This is a genomic window from Photobacterium sp. DNB22_13_2 (assembly GCF_052873915.1).
In genome coordinates, this window is record NZ_JBNNXU010000008.1 from 176,646 (window position 1) to 191,981 (window position 15,336).

Here is a 15,336-nt window from a genome sequence, read left to right on the forward strand (position 1 = left end):
ATGGAGATTATCATGACGTTTTATAAAACCTTATCCGTATTAGCAGTGGCTACGTTGCTTTCAGCGTGTGGTAGTGACAGCAGTAACGACTCTACCCAGTATGCAAAAGTGTCTTTCAGTGTATCCGATGCACCAGTTGATACCATGTCGGAAGTCGTTGTTGCTTTCGATAAGCTTGAGTTAAAGCATGAGAATGGAAACACTTACATCATTGATGTAGATACCGATGACGATGGCAATGACTACCAGCAAATCGACCTGTTAGATTATCAAGGCACAGACGAGGCTTTGATTATCACTGAGCATAGTTTGCCTGCTGGTGTGTATAAGCAAATGATTGTTCATACTAAACTAGGCAACATGAACTGGGTCAAGGATGATGAAACGTCTGGAGAGTACGACCTTAAGATCCCAAGTAATAAATTAAAGCTGGGTGGCTTTGAAGTTGTTCCTGAAGATGACAATACTGTACAGAGCTTTACTATAGAGTTCGACTTACGCCAGTCTCTTGTTTTGCGTGGAAACAGCAACAATAACAATGGTTACAACCTAAAACCACATGGCGTAAAAATTGTAGATAACGGTCAAGCTGCATCACTTTGGGGTAATGTCGATTTAGCTCTATTTGATCAAGGTCTTGGTTGCGAATACGACACAGGTAACTTTGTTTATTTATATCCTGAACATGTATTGGGAGACTATCAGTTAGTGGACAACTTTGATCCACTAGATGAAGATTTTATTGGTGATAACCTTCCTGCAGGCCAATATGTATTACCATATGCATCAGCCGCTGTAGATCCGGATGGAGACTATGCATTTGGATATATTCCAGCAGGTGATTATACCGTTGCGTTTACCTGTAATGCAGTAGATGATGATCCTATCCAATATGATAATGACATTATTATTGCTAACCCTGAAGAACAGCAATATGAGATAACACTAGATAAAATGCAGGAAAGAGAATTCAACTTTCCTCTATAAAAAAAGGGCCTTATGGCCCTTTTAAATTTATGCGGCTAATTTCCCCACACTTCTATTTCTTGGAAGTTATTCCATGTTCTTAAAGCTGAATTATCAGGGTCATTATTTCCGTTACAGGTTAGCTGTACATACTTCACGTTATTAGCATTCACTGGGTTACTGACAAGGCCCACTGTTGTTCCAGGTGTCACCACATTAGAAATACCCGAGTAATTAACCCCATCGCTACTCACGGCTATGTCGATAAAGTACTGCCGGACATTACCTTTGGCTTGAGACCATTTAATGTCACTCAGCGTCGCGGTGGTAGCTAGTTTTAGCGTATAGGTGATACCTAACCCTTTTGCGGTCCATTTTGAAGCGCTGTCTCCATCAACGGCCATTTCTGGTGTATGGTCGTCCCGGGTCACTGAGGCAGAAACACCTGCAATCGCTAGTTTGACGGGTATTGCTGGTGGTGGCGTTACCTCTCCCAAAAAGCCCAAATATCGACTAGGGAAAGAGTTGGTATTTGCTGGGCTTAGGCTCGGGAATATATAGTCGACGCTGTTATCAGAAAGGCCGAACCATTTACATAGGGTTGCAGCTAATTGCTCTGATGATGTAGATGGGATGAATTTGTTTCCGTTAGCATCAGCACCGTCACGAATAAACTCTGGGTATTGGCCGTAAGCTTTACCGCCGTTTACCTGTCCCCCGACAATGATTTGATTACTACCCCAGCCATGGTCAGTACCGCGATTACTGTTATTTTCGATGGTTCGGCCAAAATCAGACATGGTAAATGTTGTGACTTTATCATGTAGCTGATCAGCTTCGAGTGAACGATAGAATGCACTTAATGCGGAATCTATTTGCGCAAGGATACTGTCATGTTTGCCACGTTGGTTACTGTGATTATCAAAGCCGCCAATCGAGACAAAAAAGACTTGGCGGCCTTGGTTAAGATCTGTGCTGGATTGAATTAGACGCTTAACCATTCTGAATTGCCCACCTAAATAGCTAGCGGGAATAGTTTCGTCTTCAGGATACTGATCGAGTGTATTACTCAGTGAACTCTGAAAATCAATAACATCCTGAAAACGCTGTAAGTAACTTTTAGCAAAGTGGGAGCCTGTATTGTTATCTAGCAATTTTTGGACATTGTTATTTATAGAGTTAATAGCAAGTGGTGACATCGCGCGTAGCCCATCAGAACTGATCCGCAGATCGGTACCGGTTTGGCTATTCATTAACTCATTGCCACTGAAGGACATACTTGGCGATACGACCTCAGCGCCAGAGGCTAGAAGATCCATCATCATACCAGCCCATCCATATGGATGATATTGACCTGTATCCCAGCTTCTTTGCCAAGCAAGTTGTTGCTTATTATGGGCACCAAGATTAGGTGGGGTCTTAACAGAACTTTGGTTGCTTTTGGTTGTTGGTTCGATAAGTGTACCAACATTAACGACTGTTGTTGCATTGCCTTCCATCATTAGCTGCGCAAGTTCCGGCATGTTGCCATTAAGTGCAATCGCTTGCCCGTTTTCCGCCGTAAAGCCCGGCATTGAAGCTATAACGGTAGTGCTGAGGTGGATATCCGGTCGAGCACTGACATAATTCTCGTAGTTTGGTCCAGATGCTGGGACAACCATATTGAAAGAGTCATTTCCCCCAAAAAGAAAAAGGCAGACAATTGCTTTGTAGTCATCGGTACCATTAGCTAGCGCTTGAGTGGGCAAGGTCAGCGATAGGGGCAATGCTGTGGCTGAAGAAGTAACGGCAGCAGTTTTAAGAAAGTCGCGTCTTGATAAGTTCATAAGGCTTACTCCTGAACCATAAAGCTGGGTGAAATGAATGCGAGGTAAAGCATGGCGGCGACAGCATAAGGTTTGTTATTACTGTTTTTAGCATTCCACAGACCTTCTATCCTTGGGGCAAGATCGGCGGGCATTTCACCCTTTAGGAAACGGTTGGCTATCAGGTTTGAGAGTGATGCATAATCATTGCTTGCGGCTATAAAGTCGCTAACAACCGGGTAGAGCTCTTGTTTACTATTAGAGCTGGTCTTGTAGCCATTATCCTGCAGTACCTTCCAAGCGATATTGCTTAGTTTGATGACCTGATTCCAGTCAATAATTTCTAGCTCGGGTGATGTCAGGTTGTTGCTTTCAAGTTCGCCACTTGGTCGATGTTCGGGTGAATAGAAATTAAAAACTGAGGGTGAACCAAGCGGGTATTGATTGAAGGTCTCTTCATATAGCATTGCATTGAAAGTGATTGACCCATTACTGCCTGGTTTCGCATCAAGGGCACGATAAAGGTATGTCATTGCCAAGATAGGCTCACGTACTTTGGCGACATGCAGGTCGTTTTCTTTCAGCACTTCACTGTCGGTCAAGATCGCTGTGATGACTTCGCCGAGGTTACCCCCTGTATTGCGAAAAACGGAAGCCACCCTAGCCACATATTCAGGTCTTGGATTAGAGGTAACAAAACGTTTGATTAAAAGGGTACTGATAAAGGGGGCGGTATTAGGGTGGCTTACCAGTAGATCTAATACCAGATCTAGCTCTGCTTCTGTGCCAACGCCTTCAGGAAGCTCGGTCCCGAGAATTGTCTTGGCTTCCATATCGTGGGAGTCATCATAGGCAATCATGGGGGCTTCCATGCTGCTGCCTTCCATAAACCAGCCCGTGAATACACGAGCCATGTTTTCAATGTCATTATCGTCATAGGTCGGGATAGGTTGGTTGTTTTCGTCAAGCTTTGGGGTACCGTCAAGATTGAGTTGCTCTAATCCGATAGTAAAGAGCTGCATGACCTCTCGGGCATAGTTTTGGTCAGGATTAACCCCTGTGTGGCTTTTAGGTAGGTTACCGACCATGGTGAGGTAATGCCCCATAATCGGAGATCGAGTGACGTGATAAAGCAGGGTCTTGTAGTCGCTAAATGCGTACTGGGTCAGAATATCGTAGTAGTGGGCCATTCCTTCAGGGTAGGGAGCCAACTGGGAATCCCGATCGCCAACGACTAAGATCTGACTCAATGCAAAGGCCATGCGCTGGCGCAATTGTGCCCCTTTCCACAGGGCGATATCAAACCATGCGCAAACGCGTATTTCCTGAGTTGTCGAGGTGCTTCCGCGTTGCTGTGCTTGGTAAAGTGTACGCTCTTTGTGGCTGTCGTAAGGTTCAGAAAGTTGGCTGTTAATCCAACCTATGCGGTTATCAATAGTGAGGAATTCTTCTACCTCGCCTTTCTTTATTCCCATTGTTGCCATGTCCAAGAATCTGGATGCTTGTCGATATGTTAATCCTTCCATAGATGATCACCTCATGACGAAGAGTGTTTTGTTGCAGGTACTTCTAGCTTGGGATTTATATATGCGCCTGGTGTATGTTTTGATGTGTTTTATTTGAATTTATGATGTTGTGGCAAGTAATAATGAAATGTATTGAAATCTAGTCAGTCGATAAGAAATATGTGCAATTCGTAAAACAGTTATACGCTTATGCATGGAATGGAGTATCAATCGGGCATAATTAGTAGTATTTCATCATTTTTTAGAGTTATTCTCTTTTTTGATGAGTTATATAGGAAATGCTGCGGGTGATCGCTGTCCCATGCGTAATTGCGCTACCACACCATTACATATAGCGGTTTATTTTTATTAAAGCATCTTTGGTTGCGATTAAACGCTATGGTTGTGTCGTAAGTTTTAACTTGCCAGCGTTTTAAACAATGGTGTTTTGGTACTGCTGGATTTTAGATGAAAACTGTGGGAATTTAGCCAAGTATTATACAGAAATATAGAAAATGAATAAGAGAGTGAGAAGAGGCGTTCATGCCAGAGAAGTTGTTATCGGTTGTTGATTTCTTTATAGAAAATAAAATGTTGCTAAGCCTACTGATCATCGCATTAGTTTTGATGTTCAGGCGGTTAGTCCTAAAGCAAATACGCGGGGACGTCGCGTTCGTTTCTGAGCATCAGCGCAAGTGGATGTCGCGGACAAAAAACGGCACCTTCACCTTGATGGTGGTTGTACTGTTCATGCTTTGGCAGTCTGAAATCAGTGAATTCGCCCTATCTGTGACAGCGATTGCCGTTGCGATAGTGGTTGCTTCCAAAGAGATCATCCTCTGTTTTACTGGCTCGATTCAGCGGGCAAGCGCGCGCTCTTTTCGGATCGGGGACTGGATTGAAGTGGGATCACTGTGTGGTGAAGTGATCGAACATAATATGATGGCGACCGTGATCCAAGAAATCGATCTTCATCATGGTCAGTATCACTTTACGGGGAAAACGGCGACCCTACCAAACAGCATGTTTTTTACCTATCCAGTAAAGAACCTGAACTTTATGAAGCGCTATGTTTATCATAGCTTCAGTATTACGATTAAAGAGTTCGTCAATCTTTTCGTGATGGTTCCTGAAGTTATTGAACAGATTGAAAGCCATTGCGAGGAGTTTATCGATGTGGCTAGACGTTATAACGGGGTAATCGAAAAACATGCGGGGGTTGATCTACCTGGCCCGGATCCACACATTCATATCACCACAACATCAACCGGTGAGCAGGTGGTGCATGTCATGTTGTTCTGCCCGACAGAAATGGCGACTCACCTCGAGCAGCAAATTCGCGAAGACTTTATGCAGATCTACCAAGAAACCTATGGCAAGAGCAATTTGAATGAAGAGCGAAATCCGAAGGTGAGCTTTATGTAATTGAGCCTTCACCTTGCTAATAGCCATTTGAGCCCACAGCGCTTTTTATTTTCACAAATGAAAAGGCAGTGGGCTTATTACTATACAAATTAGCTGCGCGTAAGAAGGAAAGTTGTCTCTTGGTTAGAATGTTCGTGGTACACTCCCGCGCTTCATGTAGAGGCGGCTCTACTATATTTAGTTAAAGTACAATTAGAGGCGATTCATGCCATTCTCTAAACTTGGGCTCAGCGAGTCATTAACCAAAGCGGTCAATGAACTGGGCTACAGCAAGCCAACAACGATCCAGACCAAGGCTATCCCTGTTATCTTGCAGGGTAAAAACCTGATTGCAGCAGCACAAACAGGTACCGGTAAAACGGCCAGTTTCGTATTGCCTATCCTTGAAAAATTAAGCCAAGGTCAGACGCAGCGTAAAAAGCGAATCCGTGCCTTAATTCTTGTTCCTACCCGTGAGTTGGCGATCCAGGTTGAAGAGAAGGTCACTCTGTATGCTAAGCATCTGGGTTTAACATCATTGGCCATGTATGGTGGTGTGGATGAGAAGCAGCAGAAGCAACGCTTGCTCGATGGTGTTGATGTCTTGGTGGCGACTCCAGGTCGTTTGCTTGATATGTATGGCCAGCGTGCTGTTCACTTTGAAGAAGTGGAAATGCTGGTGCTCGATGAAGCCGACCGTATGCTCGATATGGGCTTCATTGAGGATATCAATAAGATTATCGATCGTCTGCCTGAGGAGCTGCAATTCTTACTGTTTTCAGCAACGCTTTCCAAGAAAGTGCGTGACTTAGCAAAGTCAGTGGTCGAAAACCCGCATGAGATCAGTATTGCGGCTAATGAAGCGTCTAAAGCGAATATCGAGCAGTGGTTAATCACTGTCGATAAAGATATGAAGTCGGCGCTGCTAAGCCACTTGATCAAAGAAAATCAGTGGGATCAAGCATTGATCTTCATTGAAACCAAACACGGTGCAGCTAAACTGGCTTCTCAGTTAGAAAAACGTGATATTGCTGCTGAAGCATTCCACAGTGGCCGTAGCCAAGCGATTCGAGTCCAGCTACTGGAAGATTTCAAAGCTGGCAAGATCAAATATCTTATTGCTACAGGCGTTGGTGCGCGTGGTATTGATATTGAAGAGCTATCACGCGTAGTGAACTATGATTTGCCATTCCCAGCCGACGAATACGTTCACCGTATTGGCCGTACCGGTCGTGCTGATGCATCAGGTGAAGCTATTTCGTTTGTATCGAAGGACAACTTCAAAAATCTGTGCATGATTGAAAGCCGCTTGGGCCACTTGATTGAGCGCCGTGAAGTCGAAGGCTTTGAACCTAGAAAACCTGTACCGATTTCAATTTTGAATTACGTGCCTAAAAACAAGCGTCAGAATAAAGATTAATTCAATCGCTGAATAGAATGACTCAGCCCTTGCCATTTGGTGAGGGCTTTTTTTTGCTTAGGGTTTTCATCAGTCACAGAATATAACGCAGTCACCTGTCACAATATCTCCTTATCTAATACCAACCTACATAAATATTTGATCAGCCTTGCAGGTTAAAATCGCTGTTCTCTGCGTTAGATATTTTGTAATTAGAGCCACTAGTTACTGCAATATCTGCCTTGATAACAACGATTTTTCCAGTGCAAATGCATGGGCAACTACTTATCCAGATTGGTATAACATAAACTTAAAATAGTTTTTGCTGTTCGAAAGTGAAGGAGAAAAGCATGAAAGGAAAATGTTTGTGCGGGGCTATTGAGCTAACAGCCGAGGATCAAAAAGAGGTGGGTCTTTGCCATTGCAACATGTGCAGGAAGTGGTCTGGTGGCCCGTTGTTTGCGGTGCATTGCAATGATGTTGTGACAATAGAGGGCGATGCGCCTGTTGTCTATCGCTCGTCTGAGTGGGCTGAGCGGGTGTTTTGCGGAACCTGTGGGACACACCTGTTTTATCATTTATTGCCGAGTAATGAATACATTGTGTCTGCTGGACTATTTCAGGAGCAAGCTTTCACGTTAACCAGTGAAATATTCATCGATGAAAAGCCCGATTTTTATGAATTGAAAAACGACACGCATAAAATGACCGCCCAACAAGTATTTGAGCAATATACTCCCAAAGATGTTTAGGCTGTAATACATGACAACTCAAAAGATCCCGGTAAATACTTCAATTGTTTCAGGTGTCGCTTTGTCTGAAATTGATGGCGAAATGAAAATGCTGTTAATGAAGCGTGTAAAAGGTGGATATTGGTGCCATGTTGCGGGCTCGATTGAAGGTGAGGAAAAGGGCTGGCAGGCGATAGTGCGAGAGTTCTTTGAGGAAACGCAAATCGCCGTGTCTGAACTCTACAATGCCCAGTTTTTAGAGCAGTTCTTTGAAGCTAATGTCAATGTCCTGCAGATCATTCCGGTATTTACGGTGCTATGCCCACCGAATCAGCCTGTCACACTGAATGAGGAGCACACCGAATATCGTTGGGTTGGCCTTGAAGAAGCGAAGACCTTGGTGCCATTTCCTGGGCAGCGGCAGGTATATGATCATGTGTGGGCACATTTTGTCGATAATACGCCTTCAACGCAGATGAAAGTTAATATAAATTAGGTAGGAAAACAGAGTGAAGCAGAGCATTGTAAACATTGCCCTTGTGGTTAAAGACTATGATGAAGCGATTGATTTTTATGTCAATAAGCTGAAGTTTGAGCTTGTTGAAGATACCTACCAGCCAGAGCAGGACAAACGCTGGGTAGTGGTTGCACCGCCAAACTCCCATGGTGCGAGTTTGCTGTTGGCAAGAGCATCGAAGCCTGAACAGTTAGACTTTATTGGTAACCAAACAGGGGGGAGAGTCTTTCTGTTTTTAAATACCGATGACTTTTGGCGCGATTATAATCGTATGGTTGCAGACGGTATTAAATTTGTCCGTGAGCCGAAAGAGCAAGACTATGGCACGGTCGCAGTCTTCGAAGATCTCTACGGAAACATGTGGGATCTTCTGCAATTAAATCCAGATCACCCGATCGCAATTCGTACAAATCGCTGAGTCCATTTATCTAGAGGTAGCTATGAACAAACAAGAGATTGCTGACTTTCTCATGACGTTACCTGAAGCCGAGCTGGATTACCCATTTGGCGCTGACGTCATGGTTTTCAAAGTGCTGGGCAAGATGTTTGCATTGCTATCGGTGAACAATGGGGTTGTCGACATTAACCTAAAAGGGGCGCCGGCAGATAATGAGGCACTTACTTCAATGTTTACGGCTATTCGCCCCGGATACCATATGAATAAAAAACATTGGGTAACGGTGTCGGTGACAGATGAAATTGAAGATGGCATGTTGAAAGGCTTAATCGATCGTTCTTACGAGCTTGTGGTTGCTAAATTGAAAAAGTCTGACCGGGAAAGGTTAGCGATTCAACGATAGAAAGGTCGCGTCGGTGACAAGGAATTTATGGAAAAACTAGATATATTGTTGCAACTGGCGCGGCGCAAGGCAGTACTTGATAAGACGTCGACATGGTCAGAAGGTGCAAAGACCTATCTGTCAGAATTAAAGAATAACAGTAGTTAAAGGAAGTTGAAGTGAAATGGTGTACCCGCTAGAAACAGACAGGTTGATTCTCCGTCAGTGGAAGAGTGAAGATTATCCCATTTATGCCATGATCAATGCTGACCCGGATGTCATGAGTTATTTCCCGGCCACATTATCTCGACAAGAAAGTGATGCTCAAGCGGCTAGAATCACTCAACTGATCACTGAGAAAGGATGGGGCTTTTGGGCTGCTGAATTAAAATCAACCGGACAATTTATTGGTTTTGTCGGCTTACATAGTCAAGACCAACACTCGGGCATTCCCAATGCGCCTTTTGTCGAAATTGGTTGGCGGCTGGCAAAAGAACATTGGGGGAAAGGGTATGCACCTGAAGCAGCAAGAAGGGCGCTGCAATATGCGTTTGAGCACTTGCGGTCCCCCAGTGTTTATGCGTTTACTGCTTTACCAAATACGCCCTCTCAACGGGTGATGGACAAAATAGGTATGGCAAATATTGGGCAAGATTTTAATCATCCGAAGCTACCGCATGGGCATAGCCTTCAGCGTCATTGTTTGTATCAAATTACTCAAGAAACTTGGTTAAACAAAAACGGTAAAATATAGTCTCTAACGAGGAAGAAATATGGCTGGTATGACTAATCTACTCGAATTATTGAAATCGATGGCTCCAGAACTGAAATCTGGGGAATATGTTTTCTGTACCGTGAACGATGATTTAACTAAATATATGGGCTTGTCACCGATCGCTACTTTTTCCGAGTCAGAAGGGTTAACCCTAGTTCTCAGCAAGGATAATGCCGATAGGGGTAATCTGGCTTATGAAGCAACATTTAGGATGATCACGTTAACAGTCCATTCTAGCCTTGAAGCCGTTGGGCTTACGGCTGCCGTTGCCGGCAAACTCGCTGAGAAGGGGATCAGCGCTAATGTGATCGCTGCGTATTACCACGACCACGTGTTTGTTCAGAGTGAGAAAGCTGATGAAGCGTTGGTAGCGTTGCAATCATTTTCCTCGTGAATACTGAAGCTTACACTCGGCTTCAGACAATAAGTCATAATGAAAGGACTCTACATGACAAGGATATACCTATTTGATTGGGGAGACACCTTGATGGTCGACTTCCCACAATATCAGGGCAAGATGTGTCACTGGCCTGAGGTCCAGGCGGTACCGGGAGCGCGAGAGACCTTACGGCGGTTATCCGCCAATACTCCTATTTATGTTGCAACGAATGCCGATGACTCATCGCTTGAAGATATCAAGTTGGCATTTCATCGCGTTGGGCTTGCCAAGTATATCAGTGGTTATTTCTGTAAAATTAACATGGGAATTGCTAAAGGTACCCCTGAATATTTTCAACGTATTGTGTTGGCATTGGATGTTGAACCACATGACATCACCATGGTTGGCGACAGTTTAGAAAATGACATTCAACCAGCTATTGCTGCGGGGTTGAATACAATTTGGTATTGCTCAGAAAAAGATTTTAGAGATGATAGTCAATATAAGCAAATCCGAACGTTGGAAGAGCTGAATCAATAAGGAGTTATATCAATGAAATTAGTTTCTCCATGCGGTGACGATGCATCGGCTTTCCAGCGGTTTTATAAGGATTTTGCTACCCATGATCCTGATAATGCCCAATATTATGTTGATGGGACAAAGAATTATGAAGGTTATATTCAGTCTCTAGTTGATGAATCTAATGGTGTTAATTTACCTGAGGGTTATGTGCCTTGTAATCATTATTGGTTGGTCAACATAGATGAAGAAATCATTGGGGTGATTCGTGTTCGTCATAATATCGATACGCCATTCTTATCCCTTGAAGCTGGCCATATCGGCTATGATGTTGCGCCAAGTCATCGTGGGCAGGGGTATGGAAAGGCTATGTTGGAACTCGCTTTACCAAAAGCTTGCCAACTAGGTATTCAGAAAGCCCTGATCACAGCCGATGAAGATAATATTGCCTCGCGCACTGTTATTGAACGTAATGGTGGACAATTTGACAGAATCATACAGGGAAATGTGTTTCCATACCCGATCGCTAGATATTGGGTCGATTGCAGTGGTTTGAAGTAAAGCCTGAATTATTGAAAGCGATGGCTGAAAATTGAACGTTTTTGCTTAACGCTTGGGATGTAGTAATGAGAAAAATGAACAGCTTAACAAAAATATACACGGGTAAAGTCGCCCATCGGTATGGGTTTGATACTGCCATTGATAAAGAGGCTGTCGAACAATCACTCTACTTGTCTGAGAATGGGCTGGAAGGCGATGAATGTGCCGATCAGCGGCATCATGGTGGGTCAGAGCGGGCACTTCACCAATATCCTTTAGAGCATTATCAATATTGGTCCGAAAAGTATGGCAATAATGTTGAGTGGCTGGCTCCAGGTATGGGGGAAAACCTTAGTAGTGAAGGAATGACGGAAGAGACAGTGTGTCTTGGCGACCGTTACCAATGGGGAGAGGCCATCATTGAAGTTAGCCAGCCTCGTTCTCCATGTTTTAAGCTAAACAAGCGTTGGGGTGTAGAAGCGCTTTCTGTTGATATGCAAGAGATTAGCCGCTGTGGTTGGTTATACCGAGTGATTAAAACCGGTAGGGTAAGTGTCAATGAGCCACTCAAACTCATCGAGCGAGTGCCAAATGCGATGTCTTTGAAAGAGGTTTGCGATACTTTTTTTGGCGACCCGCTAAATCATCAAGGTTTGGAAAAGTTATTAACCCAAGTAAAGCTATCTGATAGTTGGATGAGTAAGGTGAAGCAGCGCCTTGAAACCCATGAAGTTGAGAACTGGAATTTTAGGCTGTTAGGTAGAGACAGTTAAGTTGAATAATTAAACCTCCTTAATACTCAATGATATCCGGTTGGCCAGAATGTGATTCTCGACTTTCACACTTTGGCTAACCCGCCGCTAAATGCTATCCTTCGTGCCAGTTATAGAGTGATATCCGGAAGTAAGATGAATTTTAACCGTATTGTTTGTTTTGACCTCGAAATGTGCTGTTGGAATGATGGCCGCGAGTCAAGGACAGGCGAGATCATTGAGATTGGCGTTGCAGAGCTTGATTTGACCAACGGTGAGATTGTGCGCCGAGCTCAGCATTTTGTAAAACCGGATAATGATCAGGTTTCCCCCTTCTGTACCGAGTTGACAGGCATTAAGCCTGAAGTGATTGAAAAAAATGGCAAGCCACTTGGCCATATTTTGAAATCGATTGAGCAGAAATTTGGTGGTAGGCACAAGATTTATGCCGCATGGGGGCGTGATGACATCATTCTTCGCAAAGAGTGCGAAGAAAAAGGTCTGAAAGTACCATTCGATGAATATCTAAACTTGGCTACCTTGTTCAGGCTGCAACGCCACATCACAAAAAAGCGTTGTGGACAGCGAGCAGCGATGGATATGGCGGGTATCGAATGGGAAGGGCGTCAGCATTCTGGTTATGATGATGCCTATAATCTGGCTCGATTGGCTAAAACCCTTTTTCTTAATGATTAAAGGAAAAGCTTTATTGGTCGCTTTGGTTATCTAGTGGTGGGAAATGTTCCATAAAGGTAATTTTTGATGTGAAATTTAGAATATATTTCCGATTAAATTATAACTTTTCAATGTTTTACCCCAAAAGTTAATTGACAAAAAAATCACGATAGTTAACATTATGCAAAAATATAAATATGCAAATTGTTGGCTATGGATTTTACAGCGTGTCAGATTCCGGTTCGGAATAGACTCAATATGGACGAGTTTCCCTACTCAGATAAACTCAACGAGCAACGTTCATGTGAAGAGCTCATTCGTTGGTGGAATGTCCCTTATGTGGATGAACTAACTTATGAGGAGTCTGGGGAAATAGGTGTGTGCGTGCTTGATGGTGCAACTTGGGATGGACCAAGGTTGATCTCTGAACATGCCACTTTCGAGGAAGCAGTGGCGGCTGCCAATTTTTATGTTAATCATTCTGATATTTGGCGTCGTTTCAAAGAGCCTTACCAGCCAGTGGCTAAGGTCGATCATTTGATTGATATGAGCTCCTTCATTCATGGGAAATTAGCTAAAATGGATGAAGATCAACTGTTTAACTATATGTTTCATTGGCTCCCTGATGCCAATCAAGTGAAGCTTGAATTGTCCTTGGTAGATTAATCATACAGAATATGGCGCAATAATATTTTTGCGCCGTGCTACGTATATAAAGGCTACGTATATCAAGGTAGTGGGTATTAAGTAAATCTTACATTCATTGTAATTTCAGCCCGAAAGACCAAGTTCCCTTCTATATCTTTAACCTCTACAGGAACGAGCTTATCCCCTTCCGTCATCCAATCTATATTGTCCCCCTGCGCATGTGCAGTTAGATCCGTTTTGGCTTTTTTCAAGTATTCAACTGTCATTCCTACAGGGATCCAGCGACTTTTTACAGGTACCGAAACATCCGTCATCATCCCACCAGCAAGTTCAGCCATGTTGCACATCGCAATGGCATGCACAGTATTTAAATGGTTTGTTACCCGACGGCGCTTTTTAATGGTGACCTCAGCATAACCGGGCTTTAATGCCGTCACCTTGGGTTTGATTGAACCAAAGTAAGGGGCAAGACGGCAGACAACAAAGCTAAACAGCTTGTCACCAAAGGGCAGCCGGCTCATCTGCTTATAGATTTTGAGGTTTTTGCGCATTGAAATGTCCTTGTTCAAAGTGGCTGAGGGAATATTGTAGTTATAGTCTGGTCAGACCAGAATGCAAGCAAAAAATAGAGCTGTCACTCTATCGTTGAATAAATCCATCTCTTTCATTATTAGCATTGATTTCCCGTGAGACAGATCACTCTTTCTCTTGGGGAATGAATTGAAAGATATATAATGCTTATGTTGTTTTTATCTTTTTTTTCATTGCTTTAGGTGGTGAATTGTATCTTTGAAAGCTGAAGGCTTTTAGCGGGAAAATACAAATGTCTGACAATAGACCCACTATGTCTTTTTAGAGATATTTATTTGTAAGCTGACGTGCCACAATTCCTACGTAATCAAATTAAAAGGCAAACCATGTTCTATTTATTCCCTTTATTAACTGTCATTATCTGGGCAGGGAATGCCATCGTTAACAAATTGTCGTACAGCGTGATTGATCCCGGAGCAATCTCTTTTTATCGCTGGTTTTTTGCCATGATGGTATTAACTCCTTTCGTAATGCCTTCTGTATGGCGCAAGCGTCATGAAATTAAGCCACATCTATCCAAGCTGGCTTTTTTAGCTTTGCTTGGCATGGTGCTCAACCAGTCGCTGGGGTATTTTGCTGCGGCGACAACCACAGCAACAAATATGGCACTCATTATTTCGCTTGTACCATTGATCAGTATGTTCCTGAGCGTACCTATATTGGGCCAGAGATTATTGCCACTAGCTTTAGTTGGCGTAGTACTGTCTCTATCTGGCTTGGTGTTTATGTTAGGTCATGGTGATATCAGTACATTGACTTCTCAAGGTATTAAACAAGGCGATGCACTGTTGATGATTGCAGCTTTTGTTTATGCGCTTTACTGTGTTTTGCTGAAGCGTTGGAAAATGCCACTGAATAACTGGCAATCTGTGTATATTCAGGGGCTTTTTGCTGTCACTATGTTGACCCCAATGCTACTGACTAGCGAGCGCATGGCGATCACCAGTGAATCATTGCCATTAATCATGTACGCCGCATTACCTGCCTCAGTATTGGCACCTTGGTGCTGGTTGAAAGGTATCGAAATATTAGGCGCAGATCGGACCGCGATGTTTATGAACCTGATGCCAGTCCTTACAGCTATTATTGCCAGTGTCACATTGGGCGAGCAGCTAGCGGTTTACCACTATATTGGTGGAGGTATGGTGCTTTCAGGGGTTATTCTGGCTCAGCGTAAACCAAAGCCGGTACAAACAGACAATATGGCTACCGCGTAATCTCACACCGAGTGAAACAAAAAGAGGGTTGCTACAGGCAACCCTTTTTTACATTCTGCCCATCGCCCATCGCCCATCGCCCATCGCCCATCGCCCATCGCCCATCGCCCATCGCCCATCGCCCATCGCCCATC

At 43.6% G+C, this 15,336-nt stretch carries 18 protein-coding genes; 15 read left to right on the forward strand and 3 right to left on the reverse strand.

Annotation, left to right across the window (positions count from 1 at the left end; translation table 11 throughout):
* The first annotated feature begins 12 nt into the window (after nucleotides 1–12).
* Nucleotides 13–987 carry a DUF4382 domain-containing protein gene (locus ACVA58_RS14330; protein ID WP_446511116.1) on the forward strand — a complete coding sequence of 325 codons (975 nt, stop codon included), beginning with the start codon at nucleotides 13–15 and terminating at the stop codon, nucleotides 985–987.
* A 35-nt stretch (nucleotides 988–1,022) separates the two neighbouring features.
* Here ACVA58_RS14330 and ACVA58_RS14335 read toward each other — a convergent pair whose 3' ends face one another.
* Nucleotides 1,023–2,792, reverse strand: a complete 1,770-nt coding sequence (locus ACVA58_RS14335; RefSeq protein WP_446511117.1) for a DUF1501 domain-containing protein — start codon at nucleotides 2,790–2,792, stop codon at nucleotides 1,023–1,025.
* A 5-nt stretch (nucleotides 2,793–2,797) separates the two neighbouring features.
* Nucleotides 2,798–4,297: a DUF1800 family protein gene (locus ACVA58_RS14340; RefSeq protein WP_446511118.1), complete on the reverse strand. Its 1,500-nt coding sequence runs from the start codon at nucleotides 4,295–4,297 to the stop codon at nucleotides 2,798–2,800.
* Between the two features lie 522 nt (nucleotides 4,298–4,819).
* Between ACVA58_RS14340 and ACVA58_RS14345 the strand changes: the two genes are divergently transcribed.
* The 13 genes from ACVA58_RS14345 (at nucleotide 4,820) to ACVA58_RS14405 (ending at nucleotide 13,412) form a co-directional block, all read left to right on the forward strand.
* Nucleotides 4,820–5,701 carry a mechanosensitive ion channel family protein gene (locus tag ACVA58_RS14345; protein WP_446511119.1) on the forward strand — a complete coding sequence of 294 codons (882 nt, stop codon included), beginning with the start codon at nucleotides 4,820–4,822 and terminating at the stop codon, nucleotides 5,699–5,701.
* A gap of 205 nt (nucleotides 5,702–5,906) precedes the next feature.
* Nucleotides 5,907–7,100, forward strand: coding sequence for a DEAD/DEAH box helicase (locus ACVA58_RS14350; protein WP_446511120.1), 1,194 nt, complete (start codon nucleotides 5,907–5,909; stop codon nucleotides 7,098–7,100).
* Between the two features lie 329 nt (nucleotides 7,101–7,429).
* Nucleotides 7,430–7,831 carry a GFA family protein gene (locus ACVA58_RS14355; RefSeq protein ID WP_446511121.1) on the forward strand — a complete coding sequence of 134 codons (402 nt, stop codon included), beginning with the start codon at nucleotides 7,430–7,432 and terminating at the stop codon, nucleotides 7,829–7,831.
* A 10-nt stretch (nucleotides 7,832–7,841) separates the two neighbouring features.
* Nucleotides 7,842–8,306, forward strand: a complete 465-nt coding sequence (locus ACVA58_RS14360; protein WP_446511122.1) for an NUDIX hydrolase — start codon at nucleotides 7,842–7,844, stop codon at nucleotides 8,304–8,306.
* A 13-nt stretch (nucleotides 8,307–8,319) separates the two neighbouring features.
* Nucleotides 8,320–8,745 carry a VOC family protein gene (locus ACVA58_RS14365; RefSeq protein WP_446511123.1) on the forward strand — a complete coding sequence of 142 codons (426 nt, stop codon included), beginning with the start codon at nucleotides 8,320–8,322 and terminating at the stop codon, nucleotides 8,743–8,745.
* A gap of 22 nt (nucleotides 8,746–8,767) precedes the next feature.
* Complete coding sequence (locus ACVA58_RS14370) at nucleotides 8,768–9,127, forward strand: MmcQ/YjbR family DNA-binding protein (protein ID WP_446511124.1); 360 nt, start codon at nucleotides 8,768–8,770, stop codon at nucleotides 9,125–9,127.
* 163 nt (nucleotides 9,128–9,290) lie between these two features.
* Nucleotides 9,291–9,860, forward strand: coding sequence for a GNAT family N-acetyltransferase (locus ACVA58_RS14375; protein WP_446511125.1), 570 nt, complete (start codon nucleotides 9,291–9,293; stop codon nucleotides 9,858–9,860).
* 19 nt (nucleotides 9,861–9,879) lie between these two features.
* A complete protein-coding gene (locus tag ACVA58_RS14380; protein ID WP_446511126.1) occupies nucleotides 9,880–10,275 on the forward strand; it encodes an ACT domain-containing protein in 396 nt (131 codons plus the stop codon).
* Between the two features lie 54 nt (nucleotides 10,276–10,329).
* The gene (locus ACVA58_RS14385; RefSeq protein WP_446511127.1) at nucleotides 10,330–10,800 is read left to right on the forward strand and encodes an HAD family hydrolase; all 471 of its coding nucleotides are present in this window, start codon (nucleotides 10,330–10,332) and stop codon (nucleotides 10,798–10,800) included.
* 12 nt (nucleotides 10,801–10,812) lie between these two features.
* Nucleotides 10,813–11,340 (forward strand): GNAT family N-acetyltransferase, encoded by a 528-nt coding sequence (locus ACVA58_RS14390; RefSeq protein ID WP_446511128.1) that lies wholly within the window; start codon nucleotides 10,813–10,815, stop codon nucleotides 11,338–11,340.
* A gap of 65 nt (nucleotides 11,341–11,405) precedes the next feature.
* Entirely contained in the window at nucleotides 11,406–12,092 is a 687-nt protein-coding gene (locus ACVA58_RS14395) for an MOSC domain-containing protein (protein ID WP_446511129.1), read from the forward strand.
* 135 nt (nucleotides 12,093–12,227) lie between these two features.
* On the forward strand, nucleotides 12,228–12,767 hold the full coding sequence (locus ACVA58_RS14400) for an exonuclease domain-containing protein (protein ID WP_446511130.1): 540 nt from the start codon (nucleotides 12,228–12,230) through the stop codon (nucleotides 12,765–12,767).
* A gap of 237 nt (nucleotides 12,768–13,004) precedes the next feature.
* Complete coding sequence (locus ACVA58_RS14405) at nucleotides 13,005–13,412, forward strand: hypothetical protein (protein ID WP_446511131.1); 408 nt, start codon at nucleotides 13,005–13,007, stop codon at nucleotides 13,410–13,412.
* A 77-nt stretch (nucleotides 13,413–13,489) separates the two neighbouring features.
* Here the strand turns inward: ACVA58_RS14405 and ACVA58_RS14410 are convergent, their stop codons facing one another.
* On the reverse strand, nucleotides 13,490–13,945 hold the full coding sequence (locus ACVA58_RS14410) for a hotdog fold domain-containing protein (protein WP_446511132.1): 456 nt from the start codon (nucleotides 13,943–13,945) through the stop codon (nucleotides 13,490–13,492).
* A 366-nt stretch (nucleotides 13,946–14,311) separates the two neighbouring features.
* Here ACVA58_RS14410 and ACVA58_RS14415 point away from each other — a divergent pair, with 366 nt between their 5' ends.
* Entirely contained in the window at nucleotides 14,312–15,202 is an 891-nt protein-coding gene (locus ACVA58_RS14415) for a DMT family transporter (RefSeq protein ID WP_446511133.1), read from the forward strand.
* Nucleotides 15,203–15,336: the final 134 nt, after the last annotated feature.

Bases quoted from the DNA above. Each gene is read 5' to 3' on its own strand.
- ACVA58_RS14345 (WP_446511119.1), top strand. From the start codon at position 4,820: ATGCCAGAGAAGTTGTTATCGGTTGTTGATTTCTTTATAGAAAATAAA.
- ACVA58_RS14380 (WP_446511126.1), top strand. From the start codon at position 9,880: ATGGCTGGTATGACTAATCTACTCGAATTATTGAAATCGATGGCTCCA.
- ACVA58_RS14375 (WP_446511125.1), top strand. From the start codon at position 9,291: ATGGTGTACCCGCTAGAAACAGACAGGTTGATTCTCCGTCAGTGGAAG.
- ACVA58_RS14390 (WP_446511128.1), top strand. From the start codon at position 10,813: ATGAAATTAGTTTCTCCATGCGGTGACGATGCATCGGCTTTCCAGCGG.
- ACVA58_RS14340 (WP_446511118.1), bottom strand. From the start codon at position 4,297: ATGGAAGGATTAACATATCGACAAGCATCCAGATTCTTGGACATGGCA.
- ACVA58_RS14395 (WP_446511129.1), top strand. From the start codon at position 11,406: ATGAGAAAAATGAACAGCTTAACAAAAATATACACGGGTAAAGTCGCC.
- ACVA58_RS14355 (WP_446511121.1), top strand. From the start codon at position 7,430: ATGAAAGGAAAATGTTTGTGCGGGGCTATTGAGCTAACAGCCGAGGAT.
- ACVA58_RS14350 (WP_446511120.1), top strand. From the start codon at position 5,907: ATGCCATTCTCTAAACTTGGGCTCAGCGAGTCATTAACCAAAGCGGTC.
- ACVA58_RS14415 (WP_446511133.1), top strand. From the start codon at position 14,312: ATGTTCTATTTATTCCCTTTATTAACTGTCATTATCTGGGCAGGGAAT.
- ACVA58_RS14330 (WP_446511116.1), top strand. From the start codon at position 13: ATGACGTTTTATAAAACCTTATCCGTATTAGCAGTGGCTACGTTGCTT.
- ACVA58_RS14385 (WP_446511127.1), top strand. From the start codon at position 10,330: ATGACAAGGATATACCTATTTGATTGGGGAGACACCTTGATGGTCGAC.
- ACVA58_RS14360 (WP_446511122.1), top strand. From the start codon at position 7,842: ATGACAACTCAAAAGATCCCGGTAAATACTTCAATTGTTTCAGGTGTC.
- ACVA58_RS14410 (WP_446511132.1), bottom strand. From the start codon at position 13,945: ATGCGCAAAAACCTCAAAATCTATAAGCAGATGAGCCGGCTGCCCTTT.
- ACVA58_RS14400 (WP_446511130.1), top strand. From the start codon at position 12,228: ATGAATTTTAACCGTATTGTTTGTTTTGACCTCGAAATGTGCTGTTGG.
- ACVA58_RS14370 (WP_446511124.1), top strand. From the start codon at position 8,768: ATGAACAAACAAGAGATTGCTGACTTTCTCATGACGTTACCTGAAGCC.
- ACVA58_RS14405 (WP_446511131.1), top strand. From the start codon at position 13,005: ATGGACGAGTTTCCCTACTCAGATAAACTCAACGAGCAACGTTCATGT.
- ACVA58_RS14335 (WP_446511117.1), bottom strand. From the start codon at position 2,792: ATGAACTTATCAAGACGCGACTTTCTTAAAACTGCTGCCGTTACTTCT.